Here is a 19,399-nt window from a genome sequence, read left to right on the forward strand (position 1 = left end):
GATGACGTCGTTCTACGACTGGTACGCCGACCTGCCGGTCGCCTCACCGCAGGTCTTCGGCGACCAGACCGACGTCCCGGAGTCCGGGGACTGGTGGGATGCGGCGTACCTGATGATGTGGGGCTCCAACGTCCCGATCACCCGCACCCCCGACGCGCACTGGATGGCCGAGGTGCGTTACCGGGGAACCAAAGTGGTCACCGTCAGCCCGGACTACGCCGACAACACCAAGTTCGCCGACGAGTGGATGCCGTGTGCGGCCGGCACCGACGGTGCACTGGCCATGGCGATGGGCCACGTGATCCTCACCGAGTGCTACGCCGAACGCGAAGTCCCGTTCTTCGCCGACTTCGTGCGCCGCTACACCGACCTGCCCTTCCTGATCAAGCTGGAGTCCCGCGACGGCCGGCTGGTTCCGGGAAAGAACCTGACCGCCGCCGACCTGGGTGAAGAGGTTGCGGCAACCGAGAACTCGGCGTTCAAGCCGGCCCTGCTCGACGAGGTCACCGACGCCGTGGTGGTACCGCACGGCTCGCTGGGCTTCCGCTGGGGCGACGAGGGCATGGGCAAGTGGAACCTCGACCTGGGCGAGCTGCGGCCGGCGTTGAGCGTCAAAAACCCCACAGCGCGCAACGGCGATCAACCCACCGCACTGGTCTGGCTGCCCAGCTTCGACACCGTGACCGGCCACGGCACCGCCGTCGAACGCGGGATTCCGGTGCGCCAGGTCGGTGAGCACCTGGTCTGCACGGTGTTCGACCTGATGCTGGCCAACTACTCGGTGCGCCGGCCCGGGCTGCCCGGTCAGTGGCCCACCGGATACGACGACGCCACACAGGTCAACACCCCGGCCTGGCAAGAGCCGATCACCGGTGTTGCGGCCGCCCAGGCGATCCGAGTCGCGCGCGAATTCGCCCGCAACGCCGAAGAATCCGGCGGACGCTCGATGATCATCATGGGCAGCGGCATCTGCCAGTGGTTCCACGGCGACGCCACCTACCGGGCGGTCCTGGCGTTGCTGATGCTCACCGGCGCGATGGGGCGCAACGGCGGCGGCTGGGCGCATTATGTCGGCCAGGAAAAGGTGCGCCCGCTGACCGGATGGCAGACCATGGCCGCGGGCAATGACTGGTCGCGGCCGCCGCGCCAGGTGCCCGGCACCTCCTACTGGTACGCACACACCGATCAATGGCGCTACGACGCCTACGGGGCGGACAAACTCGCAACGCCGCTGGGGCGCGGCCGATTCCACGGTCGGCACACCATGGACATCCTGGCCTCGGCCGCGGCCATGGGCTGGAGCCCGTTCTATCCGCAGTTCAACCGCTCGGCGCTGGATGTGGCCGACGAGGCCGCTGCCGCCGGTCGCGACGTCGGTGACTACGTCGCCGAGCGACTCGCCTCCGGTGAACTCAAACTCGCGGTCACCGACCCCGACGACCCGGCGAACTGGCCGCGGGTGCTGACGGTGTGGCGGGCCAACCTGATCGGGGCGTCCGGCAAGGGCGGCGAGTACTTCCTCAAGCATCTGCTGGGCACCGACGCCGGCGTGATCGGGCAGCCGCCCGCCGGCGGGGTCAAACCGGCCGATGTGCGCTGCGACCGCGACATTCCCGAGGGCAAACTCGACCTGCTGATGTCGATCGACTTCCGGATGACCTCCACCACGTTGCTCTCCGACATCGTGCTGCCGGCGGCCACCTGGTATGAGAAGGCCGACCTGTCGTCGACGGACATGCATCCCTACGTGCACTCGTTCAGCGCCGCGATCGACCCGCCCTGGGAGACCCGCAGCGACTACGACGCCTTCGGGGCCATCGCCCGGACGTTCAGCGCGCTGGCGGCCACGCACCTGGGCGTCCGCAATGACGTGGTGCTCACCGCCATGGCACACGACACCGCCGACGCGATGGCCTGCCCCGACGGAGCCGAGCGCGACTGGCTGCGCAGCGGCCAGACGCCGATTCCGGGCAAGACCATGCCGAACGTGACGGTGGTGCAGCGCGACTACACCGCGATCTTCGACAAGTGGCAGTCGCTGGGGCCGCTGGTGGACACCCTCGGAATGACCACCAAGGGCTACACGGTCTTCCCGCACGAAGAGGTCGAGGACCTGGCCGCCCGCTTCGGGGTGCTGACATCCGGTGCGGGGCAGGGGCGCCCGGCGCTGACCACCGCGACGCGGATGTGCGACACCGTGTTGGCGTTGTCGGGCACCACCAACGGCCGGCTGGCGACCGAGGGTTTCCGGGAACTGGAGAAGCGCACCGGCCGGCGGCTGGCGCACCTGTCGGAGGGCAGTGCGGAGAAGCGGATCACCTACGCCGACACCCAGGCGCGCCCGGTGCCGGTGATCACCAGCCCGGAGTGGTCCGGCAGCGAGACCGGCGGGCGGCGTTACGCGCCCTTCACCATCAACATCGAGTGCCTCAAGCCGTTTCACACCCTGACCGGCCGGATGCACTTCTACACCGCCCACGACTGGATCGAGGAGCTCGGCGAACACCTGCCGGTCTACCGCCCGCCGCTGGACATGGTGCGGCTGTTCGACGCCCCCGAGCTGGGTGCGGCCGCAGACGGCATCGGCATCACCGTGCGCTACCTGACGCCGCATTCGAAGTGGTCCTTCCACTCCACCTACCAGGACAACCTGTACATGCTGACGCTGTCGCGCGGTGGCCCGACCATGTGGATGAGCCCCGGCGATGCCGCGAAAATCGGTGTCCGGGACAACGACTGGATCGAAGCGGTCAACGTCAACGGGGTGTTCGTCGGACGTGCGATCGTCAGCTCGCGGATGCCCGACGGGGTGGTGTTCGTCTACCACGTGCAGGAACGCACGGTCGACACCCCGCGGGCCGAGACCAACAACAAGCGGGGCGGCACCCACAACTCGCTGACCAGAATCCGGGTCAAGCCCAGCCATCTCGCCGGGGGTTACGCGCAGCACGCGTTCGGCTTCAACTATCTGGGCCCGACCGGAAACCAGCGCGACGAGGTGACCGTGGTGCGGCGGCGCAGTCAGGACGTGAGGTACTGACCATGAAGGTGATGGCGCAGCTGGCCATGGTGATGAACCTGGACAAATGTATTGGCTGCCATACCTGTTCGGTGACCTGCAAGCAGGCCTGGACCAACCGCGAGGGCACCGAATACGTATGGTTCAACAACGTCGAGACCCGCCCCGGCGGGGGCTATCCACGCACCTACGAAGACCAGGGTCGCTGGAAGGGCGGCTGGACCAAGGACCGCAAGGGCCGGCTGCGGTTGCTGGCCGGCGGCCGCGTGCACAAGCTGCTCAACATCTTCGCCAACCCCAACCTGCCGCAGCTGACCGACTACTACGAGCCGTGGACCTACGACTACGAGAACCTCACCGCGGCGCCGCTGGCCGACACCATGCCGGTCGCCGCGCCCAAGAGCTCGATCACCGGCGAGCCGCTGAAGATCCAATGGGGCCCCAACTGGGACGACAATCTGGCCGGCGCGCCCGAAAACCTGGTCAACGATCCGGTGCTGGCGAAGGTCAGCGACCGGATCACCAGCGAGCTCAAAGAGACCTTCATGTTCTACCTGCCGCGGATCTGCGAGCACTGCCTGAACCCGTCGTGCGTCGCGTCGTGCCCGACCGGGGCGATCTACAAGCGCGAAGAAGACGGCATCGTGCTCGTCGACCAGGACCGCTGCCGCGGCTGGCGGCTGTGCGTGTCGGGATGCCCCTACAAGAAGGTGTACTTCAACCACAAGACCGGCAAGGCCGAGAAGTGCCACTTCTGTTACCCGCGCATCGAAGTCGGGCTGCCGACCGTCTGCTCGGAGACCTGCGTCGGCCGGCTGCGCTACATCGGCCTGGTGCTCTACGACGCCGACAAGGTGCTGCAGGCGGCGTCGGTGGACAACGACGCCGATCTGTATCGCGCGCAGTGCGAGGTGTTCCTCGACCCGACCGACCCGGCGGTGATCGCCGGAGCGCGGGCCGAGGGGATCTCCGACACCTGGATCGAGGCCGCCGCGCGTTCGCCGATCTACGCGCTGATCAACACCTTTCGGGTGGCGTTACCGCTGCATCCGGAGTACCGCACCATGCCCATGGTCTGGTACATCCCGCCGCTGTCGCCGGTGGTCGACGCGGTCAGCCGGGACGGCCACGACGGCGAGGATCTGGGCAACCTGTTCGGGGCGCTGGAGGCGTTGCGCATTCCGATGGCCTACCTGGCCGAACTGTTCAGCGCCGGCGACACCGCGGTGGTCGAGAGCGTGCTGCGCCGGCTCGCCGCGATGCGCGCCTATATGCGCGACATCAGCCTGGGGCGGGACACCCAGCCGCGCATCCCCGCCGCGGTCGGCATGACCGAAGAGCAGATGTACGACATGTATCGCTTGTTGGCGATCGCGAAATACGAAGAGCGCTATGTGATTCCCACTGCCTACAGTCAGCAGGCGCACGACCTGGAACACCTGGGATGCTCGATCACCGGCGGACCCGACGTGCCGGATCCGTTCATCGGCGCCGGTGTCGGAGCGGCCGCGAAATCCTCGTTTCACCTGGTGGAGAACGGGCACGCGAAACGCCCCCAGGGCCGGACCAACCTGCTCAACTGGGGCGGCGGCACGCGGGCCGTGCCGGAGATGTTCCCGGAGCGGCACTGATGCGATTCCGACTCCCACCTCGGGGCCCGGCGGGCGGACCCGCCGACCGGGCGGTGTGGCAGGCCGCGTCGCTGCTGCTGTCCTACCCCGACGAGCACCTGCCGCAGCGGCTCGACACCGTCGAGGCGCTGCTGGTCCACGCCGGGCCGCCGGCGGCGTTGTTGCGGCGCACGGCAAGTGCGCTGCGCGCCGCGGACCCGATGGCCGCCGCCGCCGAGTACGTCGAGACCTTCGACATGCGCCGGCGCGCCACGATGTTGCTGACCTACTGGACCGGCGGTGACACCCGCAACCGCGGGATGCAGATGCTGGCGTTCGCCCACGCCTACCGCCAGGCCGGCGTGCAGCCGCCGACCGGGGAGGCGCCCGACTACCTGCCGGTGGTTCTGGAGTTCGCCGCGACCGTGGACCCCGTGGCCGGACGCCGGCTGCTGCTGGCCCACCGTGCGCCCATCGACGTCGTGCACGCGGCGTTGACCCAGACGGGATCGCGGTATGCCTTCGCCGTGGGCGCGGTCTGCCACACGCTCCCGGAAGCAACCGATCAGGAGGTGCAGCAGGTGCGCCAGCTGATGGAGTCGGGGCCGCCGGCCGAAGCCGTGGGGCTGCAGCCGTTCACGGCGGCCGTCTCGCTCGGAATGCCCACGGTGCCGGCCCGATGACACTGATCAGCGACGCGGAGCTGTGGTGGGACATCGGTCCCTATTTCGTGCTGGCCGTCGCCGGGGTGGCCACCTGGTGGCGGTACCGCTACGACAAGTTCGGCTGGACCACGCGGTCCTCGCAGCTCTACGAGTCCAAACTGCTGCGAGTCGGCAGCCCGCTGTTCCACTTCGGCAGCTTTGTGGTGATCGCCGGACACGTCATGGGCCTGCTGGTGCCGGAGTCGTGGACTCGCGCTGCAGGGATGAGTGATCGCCTTTACCATGTACAAGCGATGATTCTCGGGATTCCGGCCGGCCTTGCGACCCTGGTCGGTGTCGGCCTGTTGATCTACCGCCGCCGCACCGAACGTTCGGTGTTCAAGGCCACCAGCGTCAACGACAAACTCATGTACTCGGTGCTGGTCTGCGCTCTGGTGGCCGGCATGTGCTGCACCCTGATGGGCACCACCGCCTACGGCGAAGACCATGATTACCGGGAGACCGTGTCGGTCTGGTTCCGGTCGATCTTCACGCTGCACCCGCGCGGCGACCTGATGCTGGCGGCGCCGCTGTACTTCCAGATCCACGTGATGATCGCGCTGGCCCTGTTCGCGCTCTGGCCGTTCACCCGGCTGGTGCACGCGTTCAGCGCGCCGGTCGGCTACCTGTTCCGGCCCTACATCGTTTACCGCAGCCGCGACGCAGCAAGGAGGAATCAACCCATGGGTTCACGACCGCAGAGGAGGGGCTGGTGAGGATACGCACAGCGCTGATGACCGTTATCGGCGGTGTGTGTCTGGCGGCGCCGGCGTATGCCGAGCCCGGGGACGCAGACACCGCACTGTTGGCATCGCTGCAGGCGGCCGGGATCACCTACACCAGCGCCGACCAGGTGATCGTCACCGCGAAACTGGTGTGCGAGCTGATCGCCCAAGGTAAGCCCAGCCCGCAGGTGCTCGAGGGTCTCAAGTCCCGCAATCCCGGCCTGACAACCGAGCACGGAGCCCAGTTCGTGGGGATCGCCGCGCAGGTGTACTGCCCGGATCAGCTGGTGCCCAACGCCGCGGCGGGCACGACGTAGCGAATCCGAATAAGGTGGCGGGCGTGCCCCTGCCTGACGAGGTCTACGCGCGTCTGCTTGCCTTCCGCACGCGGCTGCGCCGATTCGAGCGGTGGAGTGCCGACCAGGCCCAGGCTGCTGGGCTCACCCCGGCGCAGCACCAATTGCTGCTGGCGGTACGGGGTCACAGCGACCCGCGGGGACCGACGGTGGGCGACATCGCCGAGTACCTGTTGCTGCGGCATCACAGTGCCGGCGAGCTGATCCAGCGGGCCGAAAGTGCCGGTCTGGTAACCCGGGTACGCGACAGCGAAGATCAGCGGGTGATCCGGCTGCAGCTCACCGAAACGGCCGCCCAGTGCCTGCAGGCGCTCACCGAACTGCACCTCAAAGAGCTCGAGAGGTTCTCCGCGGAGTCCCCCCTGGGACTGTGACATCGGTTTCACCTTTTCGCGATTGACAGGGTGCGCTGGCAGAATCGCCCGGTGAACTTTCGTAACGTCGCCATCGTCGCGCACGTAGACCACGGCAAGACGACTCTGGTCGACGCCATGCTCCGCCAGTCCGGCGCCCTCTCGCACCGCGGTGATGACGACAAAGAGCGCATCATGGACTCTGGTGACCTGGAGCGGGAAAAGGGCATCACGATCCTGGCCAAGAACACGGCCGTGCATCGCCACAACCCTGACGGGACCGTCACCGTCATCAACGTGATCGACACCCCCGGCCACGCCGACTTCGGCGGCGAGGTGGAGCGCGGGCTGTCGATGGTCGACGGTGTGGTGCTGCTGGTCGACGCATCCGAGGGGCCGCTCCCGCAGACCCGGTTCGTGCTGCGTAAGGCCTTGGCCGCGCACCTGCCGGTCATCCTGGTGGTCAACAAGACCGACCGGCCCGACGCCCGCATCGCCGAGGTGGTCGAGGCCAGCCACGATCTGCTGCTGGATGTGGCCAGCGACCTCGACGACGAGGCGCAGGCCGCTGCCGAGCACGCCCTGGGATTGCCGACGCTGTACGCATCCGGTCGGGCCGGGGTGGCCAGTACCACCGCGCCCGCCGACGGCTCGATCCCCGACGGCGACAACCTCGACCCCCTGTTCGATGTGCTGCTCGAGCACGTGCCGCCGCCGTCCGGCGACCCGGATGCGCCGCTGCAGGCGCTGGTCACCAACCTCGACGCCTCGGCGTTCCTGGGCCGGCTGGCCCTGATCCGGGTATACAACGGCCGCATCCGCAAGGGCCAGCAGGTCGCCTGGATGCGCGAAGTCGACGGCCAACCGGTGACCACCACGGCCAAGATCACCGAGCTGCTGGTCACCGTGGGCGTCGAACGCACCCCCACCGACGAGGCGTCCGCCGGCGACATCGTCGCCATCGCCGGGATCGGGGACATCATGATCGGCGACACCCTCGCCGACCTCGCCGCGCCCCACGCCCTGCCGCGCATCACCGTCGACGAGCCGGCGATCTCGGTGACCATCGGCACCAACACCTCGCCGCTGGCGGGCAAGGTCTCCGGGCACAAGCTGACCGCGCGGATGGTCAAGTCACGGCTGGACACCGAACTGATCGGCAACGTCTCGATCCGGGTCGTCGACGTGGGCCGCCCGGACGCCTGGGAGGTGCAGGGCCGTGGCGAACTGGCGCTGGCCATCCTCGTCGAGCAGATGCGCCGGGAGGGCTTCGAGCTGACCGTCGGCAAGCCGCAGGTGGTGACCCGCAAGATCGACGGCAAAGTGCACGAGCCCTTCGAGCACCTGACCGTCGACTGCCCGGAGGAATACGTGGGCGCCATCACCCAGCTGGCGGCTGCCCGCAAGGGGCGGATGACCGAGATGGCCAACCACACCACCGGGTGGGTGCGGATGGAGTTCATCATCCCCAGCCGTGGCCTGATCGGCTGGCGCACAGACTTCCTCACCGAGACCCGCGGCACCGGCATCGCCAACGCGGTGTTCGAGGGCTACCAGCCGTGGGCCGGCGAAATCCGCGCCCGCCACACCGGATCCCTGGTCTCCGACCGGGCCGGGACCATCACACCGTTCGCGCTGATCCAACTGGCCGACCGCGGGCAGTTCTTCGTCGAGCCGGGCCAGGACACCTACCAGGGCATGGTGGTGGGCATCAACCCGCGGGCCGAAGACCTCGACATCAACGTCACCAAAGAGAAGAAGCTGACCAACATGCGCTCCTCGACGGCCGACGTGATGGAGACGCTGGCCCGGCCGATCGAACTCGACCTGGAGCAGGCGATGGAGTTCTGCGCCGCCGACGAGTGCGTGGAGGTCACCCCGGAGGTCATCCGCGTCCGCAAGGTCGAACTGGACTCGACGCTGCGGGCTCGCAGTCGCGCCCGGGCCAAGAATCTCTAGGGCCGCCGCGCCGGGTGGGCGCGCTGCCCGACGGTCTTCGCGCCGTCATCGCCACCCGGATACCCTGATGTCCGTGCCGAGACCAGCCCGCCGCAGCCGTGTCACGGCGGGCGCCCTGGCTCTGGCGACGACGCTGGTGCTCACGCAGGCCACCTCGGCGTGCACGGTCAATCCGCCGCCCGCACCGCAGAGCACGGAGACGACGAAGAGCACGGCGCCCCCGCCGGCGCGGATCAGCCAGATCATCATGGGCATCGACTCCATCGGTGCCGGCTTCAACCCCCACCTGCGTTCGGACCTGTCGGCGGTCACCGCCGCGGTCAGCGCCCTGGTGTTGCCCAGTACGTTCCGGCCGGTCCCGGACCCCGCCACGCCCACCGGGTCGCGCTGGGAGATGGACCAGAACCTGTTGGTGTCGGCCCAGGTGACCGCCGAAGCGCCGTTCACGGTGACCTACCGGATCCGCCCGGAGGCATCCTGGACCGACAACGCGCCGATCGCCGCCGACGACTTCTGGTACCTGTGGCAGCAGATGGTCAGCCAGCCCGGCGTCGTCGACCCGGCGGGGTATGACCTGATCACCGGGGTGCACTCCGTCGAGGGCGGCAAGCAGGTGGTGGTCACCTTCTCCAAGCCCTATCCCGCCTGGCGGGAGCTGTTCAACAACATCCTTCCGGCCCACATCGTCAAAGACGTGCCCGGCGGCTTCCCGGCGGGCCTGGCCCGGGCGATGCCGGTCACCGGCGGACAGTTCCGGGTGGAGAACATCGACCCGCAGCGCGACGCGATACTGCTGGCCCGCAATGACCGCTACTGGGGCCCGCCGGCCAAGCCGGACCTGGTCCTGTTCCGTCGCGCCGGCTCAGCCGCGGCGCTGGCCGACTCCATCCGCAACGGCGACACCCAGGTCGCGCAGGTGCACGGCGGCGCGGCGGTGTTCGCGCAGCTGTCGGTGATTCCCGGCGTACAGACCACCCGGCTGGTCGCCCCCCGGGTGATGCAGCTGGCGCTGCGGGCGGGGGAACCGAAGCTGGCCGACGTTCGGGTGCGCCGGGCCATTCTGGGGCTGCTCGATGTCGGCCTGCTGGCCACGGTGGGGGCCGGCAGCGACAACACCGTGACCTTGGACCAGGCCCAGATCCGGACGCCCAGCGATCCCGGCTACGTGCCCACCGCGCCACCGGCCATGTCGGAGTCGGCGGCGCTGGCGCTGCTGCAGGCGGCCGGCTACCGGGTCGAGAAGGACGCGCCGCCGTCGGCGCTGGTTCCCCCTGCCGGGACGGCCAGCACCCTGCCGCAGCCGCCGGAGATCACCCGGGGACGTATCAGCAGGGGCGGCGAACAGCTGTCGCTGGTCATCGGGGTGGCGGCCAACGACCCGACCTCACTGGCGGTGGCGAACACCGCCGCCGACCAGTTGCGCAATGTCGGCATCGCCGCCACCGTGCTGGCGCTGGACCCGGTGAAGCTCTATCGCGAGGCGCTGGTCACCCACCAGGTGGACGCGATCGTGGGCTGGCAGCAGGCCGGTGGCGATCTGGCGACACTGCTGGCGTCGCGTTACGGCTGCGGCGCGCTGGCCCCCACCGCGGTGCCCACCTCGGGCAGCCCGGTGCCGGCTCCGTCGGGGACGGCGGCACCGCGTTCCCCGGCGCCGGCCGCCGGACCGGCCGCGCCCAGCTCCACAACCCCGCCGCCGCGCACGCCGGCGCCGGGCGCGCTGGTGCAGGCTCCGTCCAACATCACCGGGGTGTGCGATCACGCCATCCAGGATGAGATCGACGCGGCCCTCGACGGAGGCAAGCCCATCGGCGAGGTGATCGCCTCGGTCGAACCACGGCTGTGGAACATGGCGACGGTGTTGCCGATCCTGCAGGACACCACGATCGTCGCCGTCGGTCCCAGCGTGACCAACGTCAGCCTGACCGGCGCCGTACCCGTGGGTATCGTCGGCGAAGCCGGCAACTGGGTAAAACTGCCCTGAATTCCCCCGGCGGGTCCCGCGTGGCCCGTCATGCCTGCTCAGACCCCGTCGGCGCCGCGTCGACGGCAGGTTTCGGCCCCGCGGAACAGGTATTTCCAATGACTTGTGCACAGCCAATTCTTGGGTAAGATTAAGCAACCTGCGCGGGAAACGTCGGAGGGGGTTTGGGTATGGAACAACTCGCTCACCGCTGCGTCTCAGTGGCGGCTGCGGCTCTGTGTGTCGGCGGTCTGGTGGGGGTGCTCACCTCCATGACACCGGCCCTGCCTGATCAGCAGATCCGCGACATCGACCTGGCGGCAGCGAATGTCGACGTCGGCCCGGGACTCGAGATCATCGACAACCACGTCCGCCCCGACATCGCCGGCAGCGGCGGCGACGACGGCCAGTTCATCGACCTGGGCTCGATGCTCTACGGAAGCGGCGACGACGCGTGGGGTGTCGGCACGGCGACGAGCACCGCCGACCTGGACGACACACTGTTGGCCGAGCTGGCCGGCGGTAACTTCGACCCGCAGACGCTGCTGCTCGGGTCGCCGTTCGCTGCCTACATCGGGGGTGTCGAACTCCCGGGTACCGGAACGTTCAACGGGGTGGCCGAGCAGGACGCGACCAGCGTCGCCGCCAACATGATGGCCGGGTTCAGCATGTTCCTCAACGTCGTGCCGGAGACGCAGCAGGCGCTGAACAACCTCATCACCACGACGCAGATGGAGTTCAACCTCGCCTTGGTCGCTGCGCAGCAGGCTGCCGCCGACCGGCTGTTCGGCGACAGCCCCGAACTCTACGAAGCCGTCAACTGGATCTTCAGCATCAACAACTCGGTGCTGGCGCAGAACCAGGAGGCGTTCAACTCCATGATGGGCATCAGCTACGACACCCGCCCGATCCTGCTGGGCAACTTCGACCTGACCGAGCCGGACTGGGACGCCCTGTTTGCGATGGGTTCGGAGGAGTTCAACGAGATCATCGAGGCCCTGCAGGCCGACAACCTGGCGCTGCTGCTGGGCAGCATCGACTGGGAGGGCCTGATCGCCGGCATGTTCTGAGCGGCCACCGGGGCCGGCGGTTTCTTCGCTCCTGCGGCGGTAGGGTTTCGGCGTGTCCGAGCGGATTCCCCGGCTTGTGTTCGTGCATGCCCACCCCGATGACGAAACGCTGACGACCGGCGCCACCATCGCCCACTACGCCGCCCGCGGCGCTCAGGTTCATGTGGTGACCTGCACGCTTGGGGAGGAAGGGGAGGTCATCGGGGACCGTTGGGCGCACCTGACGGTGGACCGGGCCGACCAGTTGGGCGGCTACCGCATCGGTGAACTGACCGCGGCGCTGCGGGCGCTGGGAGTCGGTCCGCCGCAATTTCTCGGCGGTGCCGGGCGCTGGCGCGACTCGGGGATGACGGGCACCCCCGCCCGGCGTCACCAGAGGTTCATCGACGCCGACCATACCGAGACCGTCGTGGCGCTGGCGGCCCTGATCCGGAAGGTCCGCCCGCACGTGGTGGTCGGCTACGACCCGCACGGCGGCTACGGCCACCCCGACCACATCCATGCCCATCACGTCACCACCGCGGCGCTGGCCGCGGCGCAGGCCGACGCCGGCGATCCGGGCTGGGCCACGCCGAAGTTCTATTGGACGGTGACGGCCGGCAGCGCCAGAAGGGCCGCGTTGCGCCGGCTGCAGGACGACGACCGCCTGCCGCACTGGACGCTGGGGGCCGACGATTTCTCCGACGCCGTCGGGGACTACGCCGACGACCGGATCGACGCGGTCATCGAGGCTCCCGAGTCGCGCGCCGCCAAGGTGGCGGCCATGGCCGCCCACGCCACCCAGGTCACCGTCGGTCCGACCGGTCGCGCGTTCGCCTTGTCGAACAACGTGATCCAGCCGGTCGTAGACAGCGAGCACTACGTGCTGGCCGCCGGCACTGCCGGCCCGCGGGACGCCAGGGGATGGGAGACCGATCTGCTGGCGGGACTTGAGTTCGGCGGCCACCCGCACCGGGTAAGCTCCTGCTGAGCAAGTCACCCGACGCAGAGGCAGGCGTAGGCATGGATCCCGATCTGGACCCCAACTTGGAGCACTGGCAGTGGTGGCTGGACAGCTTCCAGTGGATGGTCGGTTCAATGGTCAGCCAACTGGACAGCATCCCGACTTGAGCCGAGTCGCGTCGCTCACCGAGCCCGCGACGCCCACCGACCGCCCGGCGTTCACCTTCGTCGTGCTGGCCCTGCTGGCCCTGGACGGAGCGCTCTGCGCCGTCGCCACCGCACTGCTGCTGCCCGCCCACATCGGTTCCGTTCCCTTTCCGCTCAGCGCCGTGATCGGGGGACTGGTCAACGCCGGTCTGGTGTGGGTGGCGCTGCGGTGCACGCCGTCGCTGCGCCTGGCCGTGCTGCCGTTGTGGGCATGGTTGCTCACCATTGCGCTGATGACCCTGGGCGGACCCGGAGATGACCTGATCTTCGCCGACCGCGGCGTGATGGCCTACGGCGTGCTGCTGATGATCGTGTTGGGCAGCGCGCCGGCGGGATGGCTGCTGTGGCGGCTTCGCCAGCCCGCAGCGTCGACGGCCCGGTGATCCCGGCGGACCGTCGGGCCCGGTGTGCGCTCGCCGGGACGCCGATGGCGGCGGCTACTGTGGCGGTTATGGCATGCGCGAGATTCCGGATGCGGGTGACGCGCGGATGACGAACCCGTCGGCACTGCGCCGCGTCCTGCGACGAGCCCGCGACGGCGTGCTGCTCAACGTCGAGGAAACCGCGATAGCCCTGACCGCCCGCGGCAGCGATCTGGTGGACCTGTGCGCCAGTGCCGCCCGGGTCCGCGATGCCGGCCTGGTGTCGGGCGGCCGGCGGGGGCCGGGTGGACGGCTTCCGGTCAGCTACTCGCGCAAGGTTTTCATCCCGGTCACCCACCTGTGCCGCGACACCTGCCACTACTGCACCTTCGTCACGGTGCCCGGCGTGCTGCGGGCCCAGGGCAAGCAGATGTACCTCGGACCCGACGAGATCCTCGACATCGCCCGCCGCGGTGCCGAGTTGGGCTGCAAGGAGGCGCTGTTCACCTTGGGCGACCGGCCCGAGGAACGCTGGCCCGAAGCGCGACAGTGGCTCGACGAGCGCGGATACGACAGCACGCTGGCCTATCTGCGGGCGATGGCCATCCTGGTGCTGGAGGAGACCGGACTGCTGCCGCACCTCAACCCCGGCGTGATGAGCTGGTCGGAGATGTCGCGGCTCAAGCCGGTGGCTCCGTCGATGGGCATGATGCTCGAGACCACCTCCCGGCGGCTGTTCGAGACCAAAGGCCTGGCGCACTACGGCAGTCCGGACAAGGATCCGGCGGTGCGCCTGCGCGCGCTGGCCGACGCGGGACGGCTCTCCATCCCGTTCACCACCGGCCTGTTGGTCGGCATCGGCGAGACGCTCGCCGAGCGGGCCGACACCCTGCACGCGATCCGCAAGGTGCACAAGGAATTCGGGCACATTCAAGAAGTCATCGTGCAGAACTTCCGGGCCAAGGAGCACACCGCGATGGCGGCGACGCCCGACGCGGGTTTCGAAGACTTCCTGGCCACCGTGGCGGCGACCCGCCTGGTGCTGGGCCCCAAAATGCGGGTGCAGGCGCCACCGAACCTGGTGTCGGCCGACGAATGCCTGGCGCTGATCGGCGCCGGTGTCGACGACTGGGGCGGGGTGTCGCCCCTGACCCCCGACCACGTCAACCCGGAGCGGCCCTGGCCGGCCCTGGACGACCTGGCGCAGATCACCCAGCAGGCCGGCTATGACCTGGTGCAGCGGCTCACCGCCCAGCCCGACTACGTGCTGGCCGGTGCGGCGTGGATCGACCCGCGGGTGCGCCCGCACGTCGCTGCGCTGGCCCACCCGGACACCGGCTGGGCGCGCGACGTCAACCCGGTGGGACTGGCCTGGCAGGAACCCGACGAAGTGCAGTCCGCCGGCCGGGTGGATCTGCACACCGCGATCGACATCGACGGCCGGGCCACCGAGACGCGCAGTGATCTGGGCAGCGCGTTCGGGGACTGGGAGTCCATCCGAGAGCAGATCCACCAGCTGGCGGCCCGGGCGCCCGAGCGCGTCGACACCGATGTGCTGGCGGCGCTGCGGTCAGCCGAACGCGACCCCGCCGGCTGCACCGACGCCGAGTACCTGGCGCTGGCCACCGCCGACGGTCCCGCCCTGGATGCGGTTGCCGCCTTGGCCGACGCCCTGCGGCGCGACACCGTCGGCGACGACGTCACCTACGTGGTCAACCGCAACATCAACTTCACCAACATCTGCTACGTCGGCTGCCGCTTCTGCGCATTCGCCCAGCGCAAAGGGGACGCCGACGCCTTTTCGCTGTCCAATGCCGAGGTCGGCGAACGCGCCTACGAGGCCTACCTGGCCGGCGCGACCGAGGTCTGTATGCAGGGCGGGATCGACCCGGAGCTGCCGGTCACCGGTTACGCCGACCTGGTCCGCGCGGTCAAAGCGCGGGTGCCGTCGATGCACGTGCACGCGTTCTCGCCGATGGAGATCACCAACGGGGTCTCCAAGAGCGGCTTGAGCGTCCGGGAATGGTTGACCAGCCTGCGCGAGGCGGGGCTGGGCAGCATCCCGGGCACCGCCGCGGAGATCCTCGACGACGAGATCCGCTGGGTGCTGACCAAGGGCAAGCTGCCGACCTCGACCTGGGTCGAGGTGGTCAGCACCGCGCACGAGGTGGGACTGCGGTCCAGCTCGACCATGATGTACGGCCACATCGATTCCCCTCGGCACTGGGTCGGGCACCTGCGGGTGCTGCGCGGCATCCAGGACCGCACCGGGGGTTTCACCGAGTTCGTGCCGCTGCCGTTCGTGCATCAGAGTTCGCCGCTGTATCTGGCGGGCGGGTCGCGGCCCGGTCCCAGTCACCGCGACAACCGCGCCGTGCACGCCTTGGCGCGCATCATGCTGCACGGTCGCATTCCCAACATCCAGACCAGCTGGGTCAAGCTGGGCGTGGAGCGCACGCAGGTGATGCTCAACGGGGGAGCCAACGACCTGGGCGGCACCCTGATGGAGGAGACCATCTCGCGAATGGCCGGCTCCGAGCACGGGTCGGCCAAGACCATCGCGGAGCTGACGGCCATCGCCGAGGGCATCGGCCGCCCGGCGCGCCAGCGCACCACCGACTACGCGCCGGTGCCGTCCCGGGTCGAGACCGCCTAAAGGCGGGCGGCCAGCTCGGTGCCCTGCTGGATGGCGCGCTTGGCGTCGAGCTCGGCGGCCAGCTTCGCCCCGCCGATCAGGTGCGGCGTCACGCCGCGGTCCCGCAGGCCGTCCTCGAGGTCGCGCACCGATTCCTGCCCCGCGCAGATCACCACGTTGTCCACGGCCAGGACCTGCGGGCGGGCCTTCTTCGGGCCGAAGCTGATGTGCAGCCCGTCATCGTCGATGCGGTGGTAGTTCACCCCGGAGAGCTGGCGGACGTTTTTGGCCTTCAGTGAGGCGCGGTGCACCCACCCGCTGGTCTTGCCCAAGGTTCGGCCCTGGGGGCCGACGGTGCGGGCCAGCAGGTAGACCTCGCGGGCCGGCGGGACCGGGTCCGGCGCGATCAGCGCGCCCCGGGCCTCCCAGGGGTCGGCCGCACCCCATTCGGCCTTCCACTCTTTGAGGTGCAGGCTCGCAGTGGACTCCGGTGAGTCCAGGACCAGGAATTCACTGACGTCGAAACCGATCCCGCCGGCACCCACCACCGCCACCGAACGGCCCACCGGCCTGCCTGCGATCGCCTGGGCGTAGGTCAGCACCATCGGGTGCTCGATGCCCGGGATCGCCGGAACCCGCGGGGTGACCCCGGTGGCCAGCACCACCTCGTCGAAGCCGGTCAACTCCTGCGCCTGGGCGCGGCGGCCCAGGTGCACCGCCACTGCGTACTTGTCCAGCATGGTGGTGTAGTAGCGGATGGTCTCGGCGAACCCTTCTTTGCCCGGAATCCTTCTGGCCAAGTCGAATTGGCCGCCGAGGAATGGGTTCGCCTCGAACAGCGTCACCTCGTGGCCGCGCTCGGCGGCCGACACCGCCGTCGCCAACCCGGCCGGCCCGGCGCCCACCACCGCGATACGCCGGCGCCGCCGCGCGGGGCCGAGCACCAGCGTGGTCTCGTGACCGGCGCGGGGGTTGACCAGGCAGGAGACCTTCTTGTGCGCAAAGGCGTGGTCCAGGCAGGCCTGGTTGCAGGCGATGCAGGTATTGATCTCGCCGGCCCGGCCGGCGGCGGCCTTGGACACCCAATCCGGGTCCGCCAGCATCGGGCGGGCCATCGAGATCAAGCGCACCGAGGTCTGCGCGAGGATCTGTTCGGCCGCCTGCGGCATGTTGATCCGGTTGGACGCCACCACCGGGATGGTCACGTGGTCGGCGACCGCGCTGCTGATGTCGACGAAGGCGTTGTTGGGCACCGACGTCACGATGGTCGGCACCCGTGCCTCGTGCCAGCCGAAGCCGGAGTTGATCAAGGTGGCGCCGGCGGCCTCGACTTCGGTTGCCAGCGCGAGGATCTCCTCCCAGCTCTGGCCGTCCTCGACGTAGTCGGCCATCGACATCCGGTAGCAGATGATGAAGTCGTCGCCCACCGCCGCGCGGGTGCGCCGCACGATCTGCACCGGCAGGCGGCGCCGGTTGGCGGCCGTACCGCCGTAGCCGTCGGTGCGCCGGTTGGTGCGCGGAGCCAGGAACTGGTTCAGCAGATAGCCTTCGCTGCCCATGATCTCCACACCGTCGTAGCCGGCCTCGCGGGCCAGTTCCGCGGCGCGGGCGAAGTCGGCGATGGTCGACTCGACTCCGCGGGTGGACAACGCGCGTGGCCGGAAGGGGTTGATCGGCGCCTTGATGCTCGACGCGCTGACCGAAAACGGGTGGTAGGCATAGCGGCCCGCGTGCAGGATCTGCAGCGCGATCTTCCCGCCGGCGTCGTGCACGGCATCGGTGATGCGGCGATGGCGCCGTGCGTCGGCCCGGGTGGTCATCGCCGAGGCGAACGGCAGCAGCCAGCCCGACCGGTTCGGGGCGTAGCCGCCGGTGATGATCAGTCCCACCCCGCCGCGGGCCCGCGCGGCGAAGTACTCGGCCAGCTTGCCGGTGTCGGCGGCGCGGTCTTCCAGGCCGGTGTGCATCGAGCCCATGACCACCCGGTTGGACAGGGTGGTGAAGCCCAGGTCCAGCGGGGTCATCAAGATCGGGTACGGATTGGTGGATTCTGTTGTCACGCTGCCCCCTTCAGTGCCTGTCTGCCCGCAGTGCCGCGCCGACTTCGTCGAGCCAGTCGATCGCGCTTTCCTCGGCCCGGATGCCGCCGCGCAGAACCAGGTACTGATGCAGTGCGGCGCCGGTCAGCGAACCGGGATCCGGGAACTGCTTCTTCTCCAGCGCGCGGTAGACGTCCAAGCGCTGCGCACGTTCGGCGCGCAGGTCCGCGGCCTGCTCGCGCACCGCGGCGAGGTCACCGGCACCGGCGCCGCGGAGCTTGACCGCCAGTTCGCGCAGCCGGTTGTCGACCACCGAGCTTCCCCGCCCGGCCAGCGGCGCCGCGATCCAGCGGGCCAGTTCGGCGCGGCCGGCCTCGGCGACGGTGTAGACCTTCTTGTCCGGGCGGCCCCGTTGGGCGACCTCGGTGACCTGCACCCAGCCGTCGGCCTCCATGGCGCGCAGCGTCCGGTAGATCTGCTGGTGGGTCGCGCTCCAGAAGTAGCCGATCGAGCGGTCGAAGCGGTGCGCGAGTTCATAGCCCGAGCCGGACTGCTCGTTCAGCGACACCAGGATCGCGTGGGGAAGCGCCACGCGACCGAGCTTAGGCAGGCTGCGACCCCGTATGCAACTAGTTGCAGTGCAACTGTGTGCATAGCGTCCTGTGGCGGGCCGGGGACCTGCTGGTGGCTGCCGCGCATCGGGGGCCTCTACTATCAGAAGCCGATGAATCCACCGTGCCTCGCCGCAGCCTCGTGAGCCCCGTAACCGGCGGCAGATCGGCCGCATTGCCCACCTTCCCGTGGGACACCCTGGCCGAGGCGACCGCGCTGGCCAAGGCGCATCCCGACGGCATCGTCGACCTGTCCGTCGGCACCCCCGTCGACCCCGTGGCCGACGTCATCCGCGACGCCCTGGCGGCCGCCTCATCCGCGCCGGGTTACCCCACCACCGCCGGCACCGCGGCCCTGCGCACGTCGGCGGCCGGCGCCCTGCACCGTCGCTACGGCATCACCGGGCTCACCGAGTCGGCGGTGCTGCCGGTGATCGGCACCAAGGAGCTGATCGCCTGGCTGCCGACCCTGCTCGGACTCGGCGACCAGGATGTGGTGGTGGTCCCCGAGCTGGCCTACCCGACCTATGAAGTGGGTGCCCGGCTGGCCGGAGCCCAGTGGGTGCGCAGCGATGCCCCGCAGCTGCGCGACGGCCCGCCGCCGGCCCTGGTGTACCTGAATTCGCCGAGCAACCCGACCGGGGCGATCCTGGGCGAAAAAGAGCTGCGAGCCGTGGTCGACTGGGCCCGCGAGCACGACGTGCTGGTGGTCTCCGACGAGTGCTACCTGGGCCTGGGTTGGGACGCCGAGCCGCGGTCGGTGCTGCACCCGGCGGTCTGCGACGGCGACCACCGCGGCCTGCTGGCGGTGCATTCGCTGTCCAAGACCTCCTCGCTGGCGGGG

The 19,399-nt window shown here is 69.5% G+C and carries 15 protein-coding genes; 13 read left to right on the forward strand and 2 right to left on the reverse strand.

The genetic code is table 11. The features are described 5' to 3' along the window. The 12 genes from LI92_RS13855 to LI92_RS13910 all read left to right on the forward strand — a co-directional run. Window positions 1-3,040 (forward strand): nitrate reductase subunit alpha (locus LI92_RS13855; protein ID WP_046319791.1); only part of this gene is annotated, 3,040 nt, incomplete at its 5' end. 2 nt (window positions 3,041-3,042) lie between these two features. Further along, window positions 3,043-4,650, forward strand: a complete 1,608-nt coding sequence (gene narH, locus LI92_RS13860; RefSeq protein WP_046319792.1) for a nitrate reductase subunit beta — start codon at window positions 3,043-3,045, stop codon at window positions 4,648-4,650. After that, a complete protein-coding gene (gene narJ / locus LI92_RS13865) occupies window positions 4,650-5,312 on the forward strand; it encodes a nitrate reductase molybdenum cofactor assembly chaperone (protein WP_046319793.1) in 663 nt (220 codons plus the stop codon). Before narH ends, narJ begins: the two co-directional genes overlap by 1 nt. Further along, the gene (narI, locus tag LI92_RS13870) at window positions 5,309-6,049 is read left to right on the forward strand and encodes a respiratory nitrate reductase subunit gamma (RefSeq protein WP_192830053.1); all 741 of its coding nucleotides are present in this window, start codon (window positions 5,309-5,311) and stop codon (window positions 6,047-6,049) included. Before narJ ends, narI begins: the two co-directional genes overlap by 4 nt. Continuing rightward, entirely contained in the window at window positions 6,046-6,375 is a 330-nt protein-coding gene (locus LI92_RS13875) for a DUF732 domain-containing protein (protein ID WP_046319795.1), read from the forward strand. Before narI ends, LI92_RS13875 begins: the two co-directional genes overlap by 4 nt. A 23-nt stretch (window positions 6,376-6,398) precedes the next feature. Then, window positions 6,399-6,788, forward strand: coding sequence for a MarR family winged helix-turn-helix transcriptional regulator (locus tag LI92_RS13880; RefSeq protein WP_286135093.1), 390 nt, complete (start codon window positions 6,399-6,401; stop codon window positions 6,786-6,788). A gap of 51 nt (window positions 6,789-6,839) precedes the next feature. Beyond that, window positions 6,840-8,726, forward strand: coding sequence for a translational GTPase TypA (gene typA, locus LI92_RS13885; protein WP_046319799.1), 1,887 nt, complete (start codon window positions 6,840-6,842; stop codon window positions 8,724-8,726). Between the two features lie 67 nt (window positions 8,727-8,793). Continuing rightward, window positions 8,794-10,710 (forward strand): ABC transporter family substrate-binding protein, encoded by a 1,917-nt coding sequence (locus LI92_RS13890; RefSeq protein WP_046319801.1) that lies wholly within the window; start codon window positions 8,794-8,796, stop codon window positions 10,708-10,710. 170 nt (window positions 10,711-10,880) lie between these two features. After that, the gene (locus LI92_RS13895) at window positions 10,881-11,759 is read left to right on the forward strand and encodes a hypothetical protein (RefSeq protein WP_052740797.1); all 879 of its coding nucleotides are present in this window, start codon (window positions 10,881-10,883) and stop codon (window positions 11,757-11,759) included. A gap of 52 nt (window positions 11,760-11,811) precedes the next feature. Further along, window positions 11,812-12,729, forward strand: coding sequence for an N-acetyl-1-D-myo-inositol-2-amino-2-deoxy-alpha-D-glucopyranoside deacetylase (gene mshB, locus LI92_RS13900; RefSeq protein ID WP_082109713.1), 918 nt, complete (start codon window positions 11,812-11,814; stop codon window positions 12,727-12,729). Window positions 12,730-12,865: 136 nt separating this feature from the next. After that, window positions 12,866-13,291, forward strand: coding sequence for a hypothetical protein (locus LI92_RS13905; RefSeq protein WP_152665475.1), 426 nt, complete (start codon window positions 12,866-12,868; stop codon window positions 13,289-13,291). A gap of 73 nt (window positions 13,292-13,364) precedes the next feature. After that, the gene (locus tag LI92_RS13910; protein ID WP_192830054.1) at window positions 13,365-15,926 is read left to right on the forward strand and encodes a bifunctional FO biosynthesis protein CofGH; all 2,562 of its coding nucleotides are present in this window, start codon (window positions 13,365-13,367) and stop codon (window positions 15,924-15,926) included. Here LI92_RS13910 and LI92_RS13915 read toward each other — a convergent pair. Then, complete coding sequence (locus LI92_RS13915) at window positions 15,923-17,929, reverse strand: FAD-dependent oxidoreductase (RefSeq protein ID WP_046319805.1); 2,007 nt, start codon at window positions 17,927-17,929, stop codon at window positions 15,923-15,925. The two genes, LI92_RS13910 and LI92_RS13915, sit on opposite strands and share 4 nt — an antisense overlap. 46 nt (window positions 17,930-17,975) lie before the next feature. Further along, window positions 17,976-18,536 (reverse strand): PadR family transcriptional regulator, encoded by a 561-nt coding sequence (locus tag LI92_RS13920; RefSeq protein WP_046319807.1) that lies wholly within the window; start codon window positions 18,534-18,536, stop codon window positions 17,976-17,978. 161 nt (window positions 18,537-18,697) lie between these two features. On the opposite strand from LI92_RS13920, the gene LI92_RS13925 reads away from it, so the two are divergent. Further along, window positions 18,698-19,399, forward strand: a 702-nt coding sequence (locus tag LI92_RS13925; RefSeq protein WP_046319817.1) for an aminotransferase class I/II-fold pyridoxal phosphate-dependent enzyme, incomplete at its 3' end; no start/stop codon positions are given.

The sequence above is a fragment of the Mycobacterium sp. UM_Kg1 genome, assembly GCF_000972925.1.
GTDB classification, from domain to species: domain Bacteria; phylum Actinomycetota; class Actinomycetes; order Mycobacteriales; family Mycobacteriaceae; genus Mycobacterium; species Mycobacterium hiberniae.

Bases quoted from the DNA above. Each gene is read 5' to 3' on its own strand.
- LI92_RS13915 (WP_046319805.1), bottom strand. From the start codon at position 17,929: ATGACCCCGCTGGACCTGGGCTTCACCACCCTGTCCAACCGGGTGGTC.
- LI92_RS13910 (WP_192830054.1), top strand. From the start codon at position 13,365: ATGCGCGAGATTCCGGATGCGGGTGACGCGCGGATGACGAACCCGTCG.
- narH (WP_046319792.1), top strand. From the start codon at position 3,043: ATGAAGGTGATGGCGCAGCTGGCCATGGTGATGAACCTGGACAAATGT.
- LI92_RS13895 (WP_052740797.1), top strand. From the start codon at position 10,881: ATGGAACAACTCGCTCACCGCTGCGTCTCAGTGGCGGCTGCGGCTCTG.
- narJ (WP_046319793.1), top strand. From the start codon at position 4,650: ATGCGATTCCGACTCCCACCTCGGGGCCCGGCGGGCGGACCCGCCGAC.
- narI (WP_192830053.1), top strand. From the start codon at position 5,309: ATGACACTGATCAGCGACGCGGAGCTGTGGTGGGACATCGGTCCCTAT.
- LI92_RS13890 (WP_046319801.1), top strand. From the start codon at position 8,794: ATGTCCGTGCCGAGACCAGCCCGCCGCAGCCGTGTCACGGCGGGCGCC.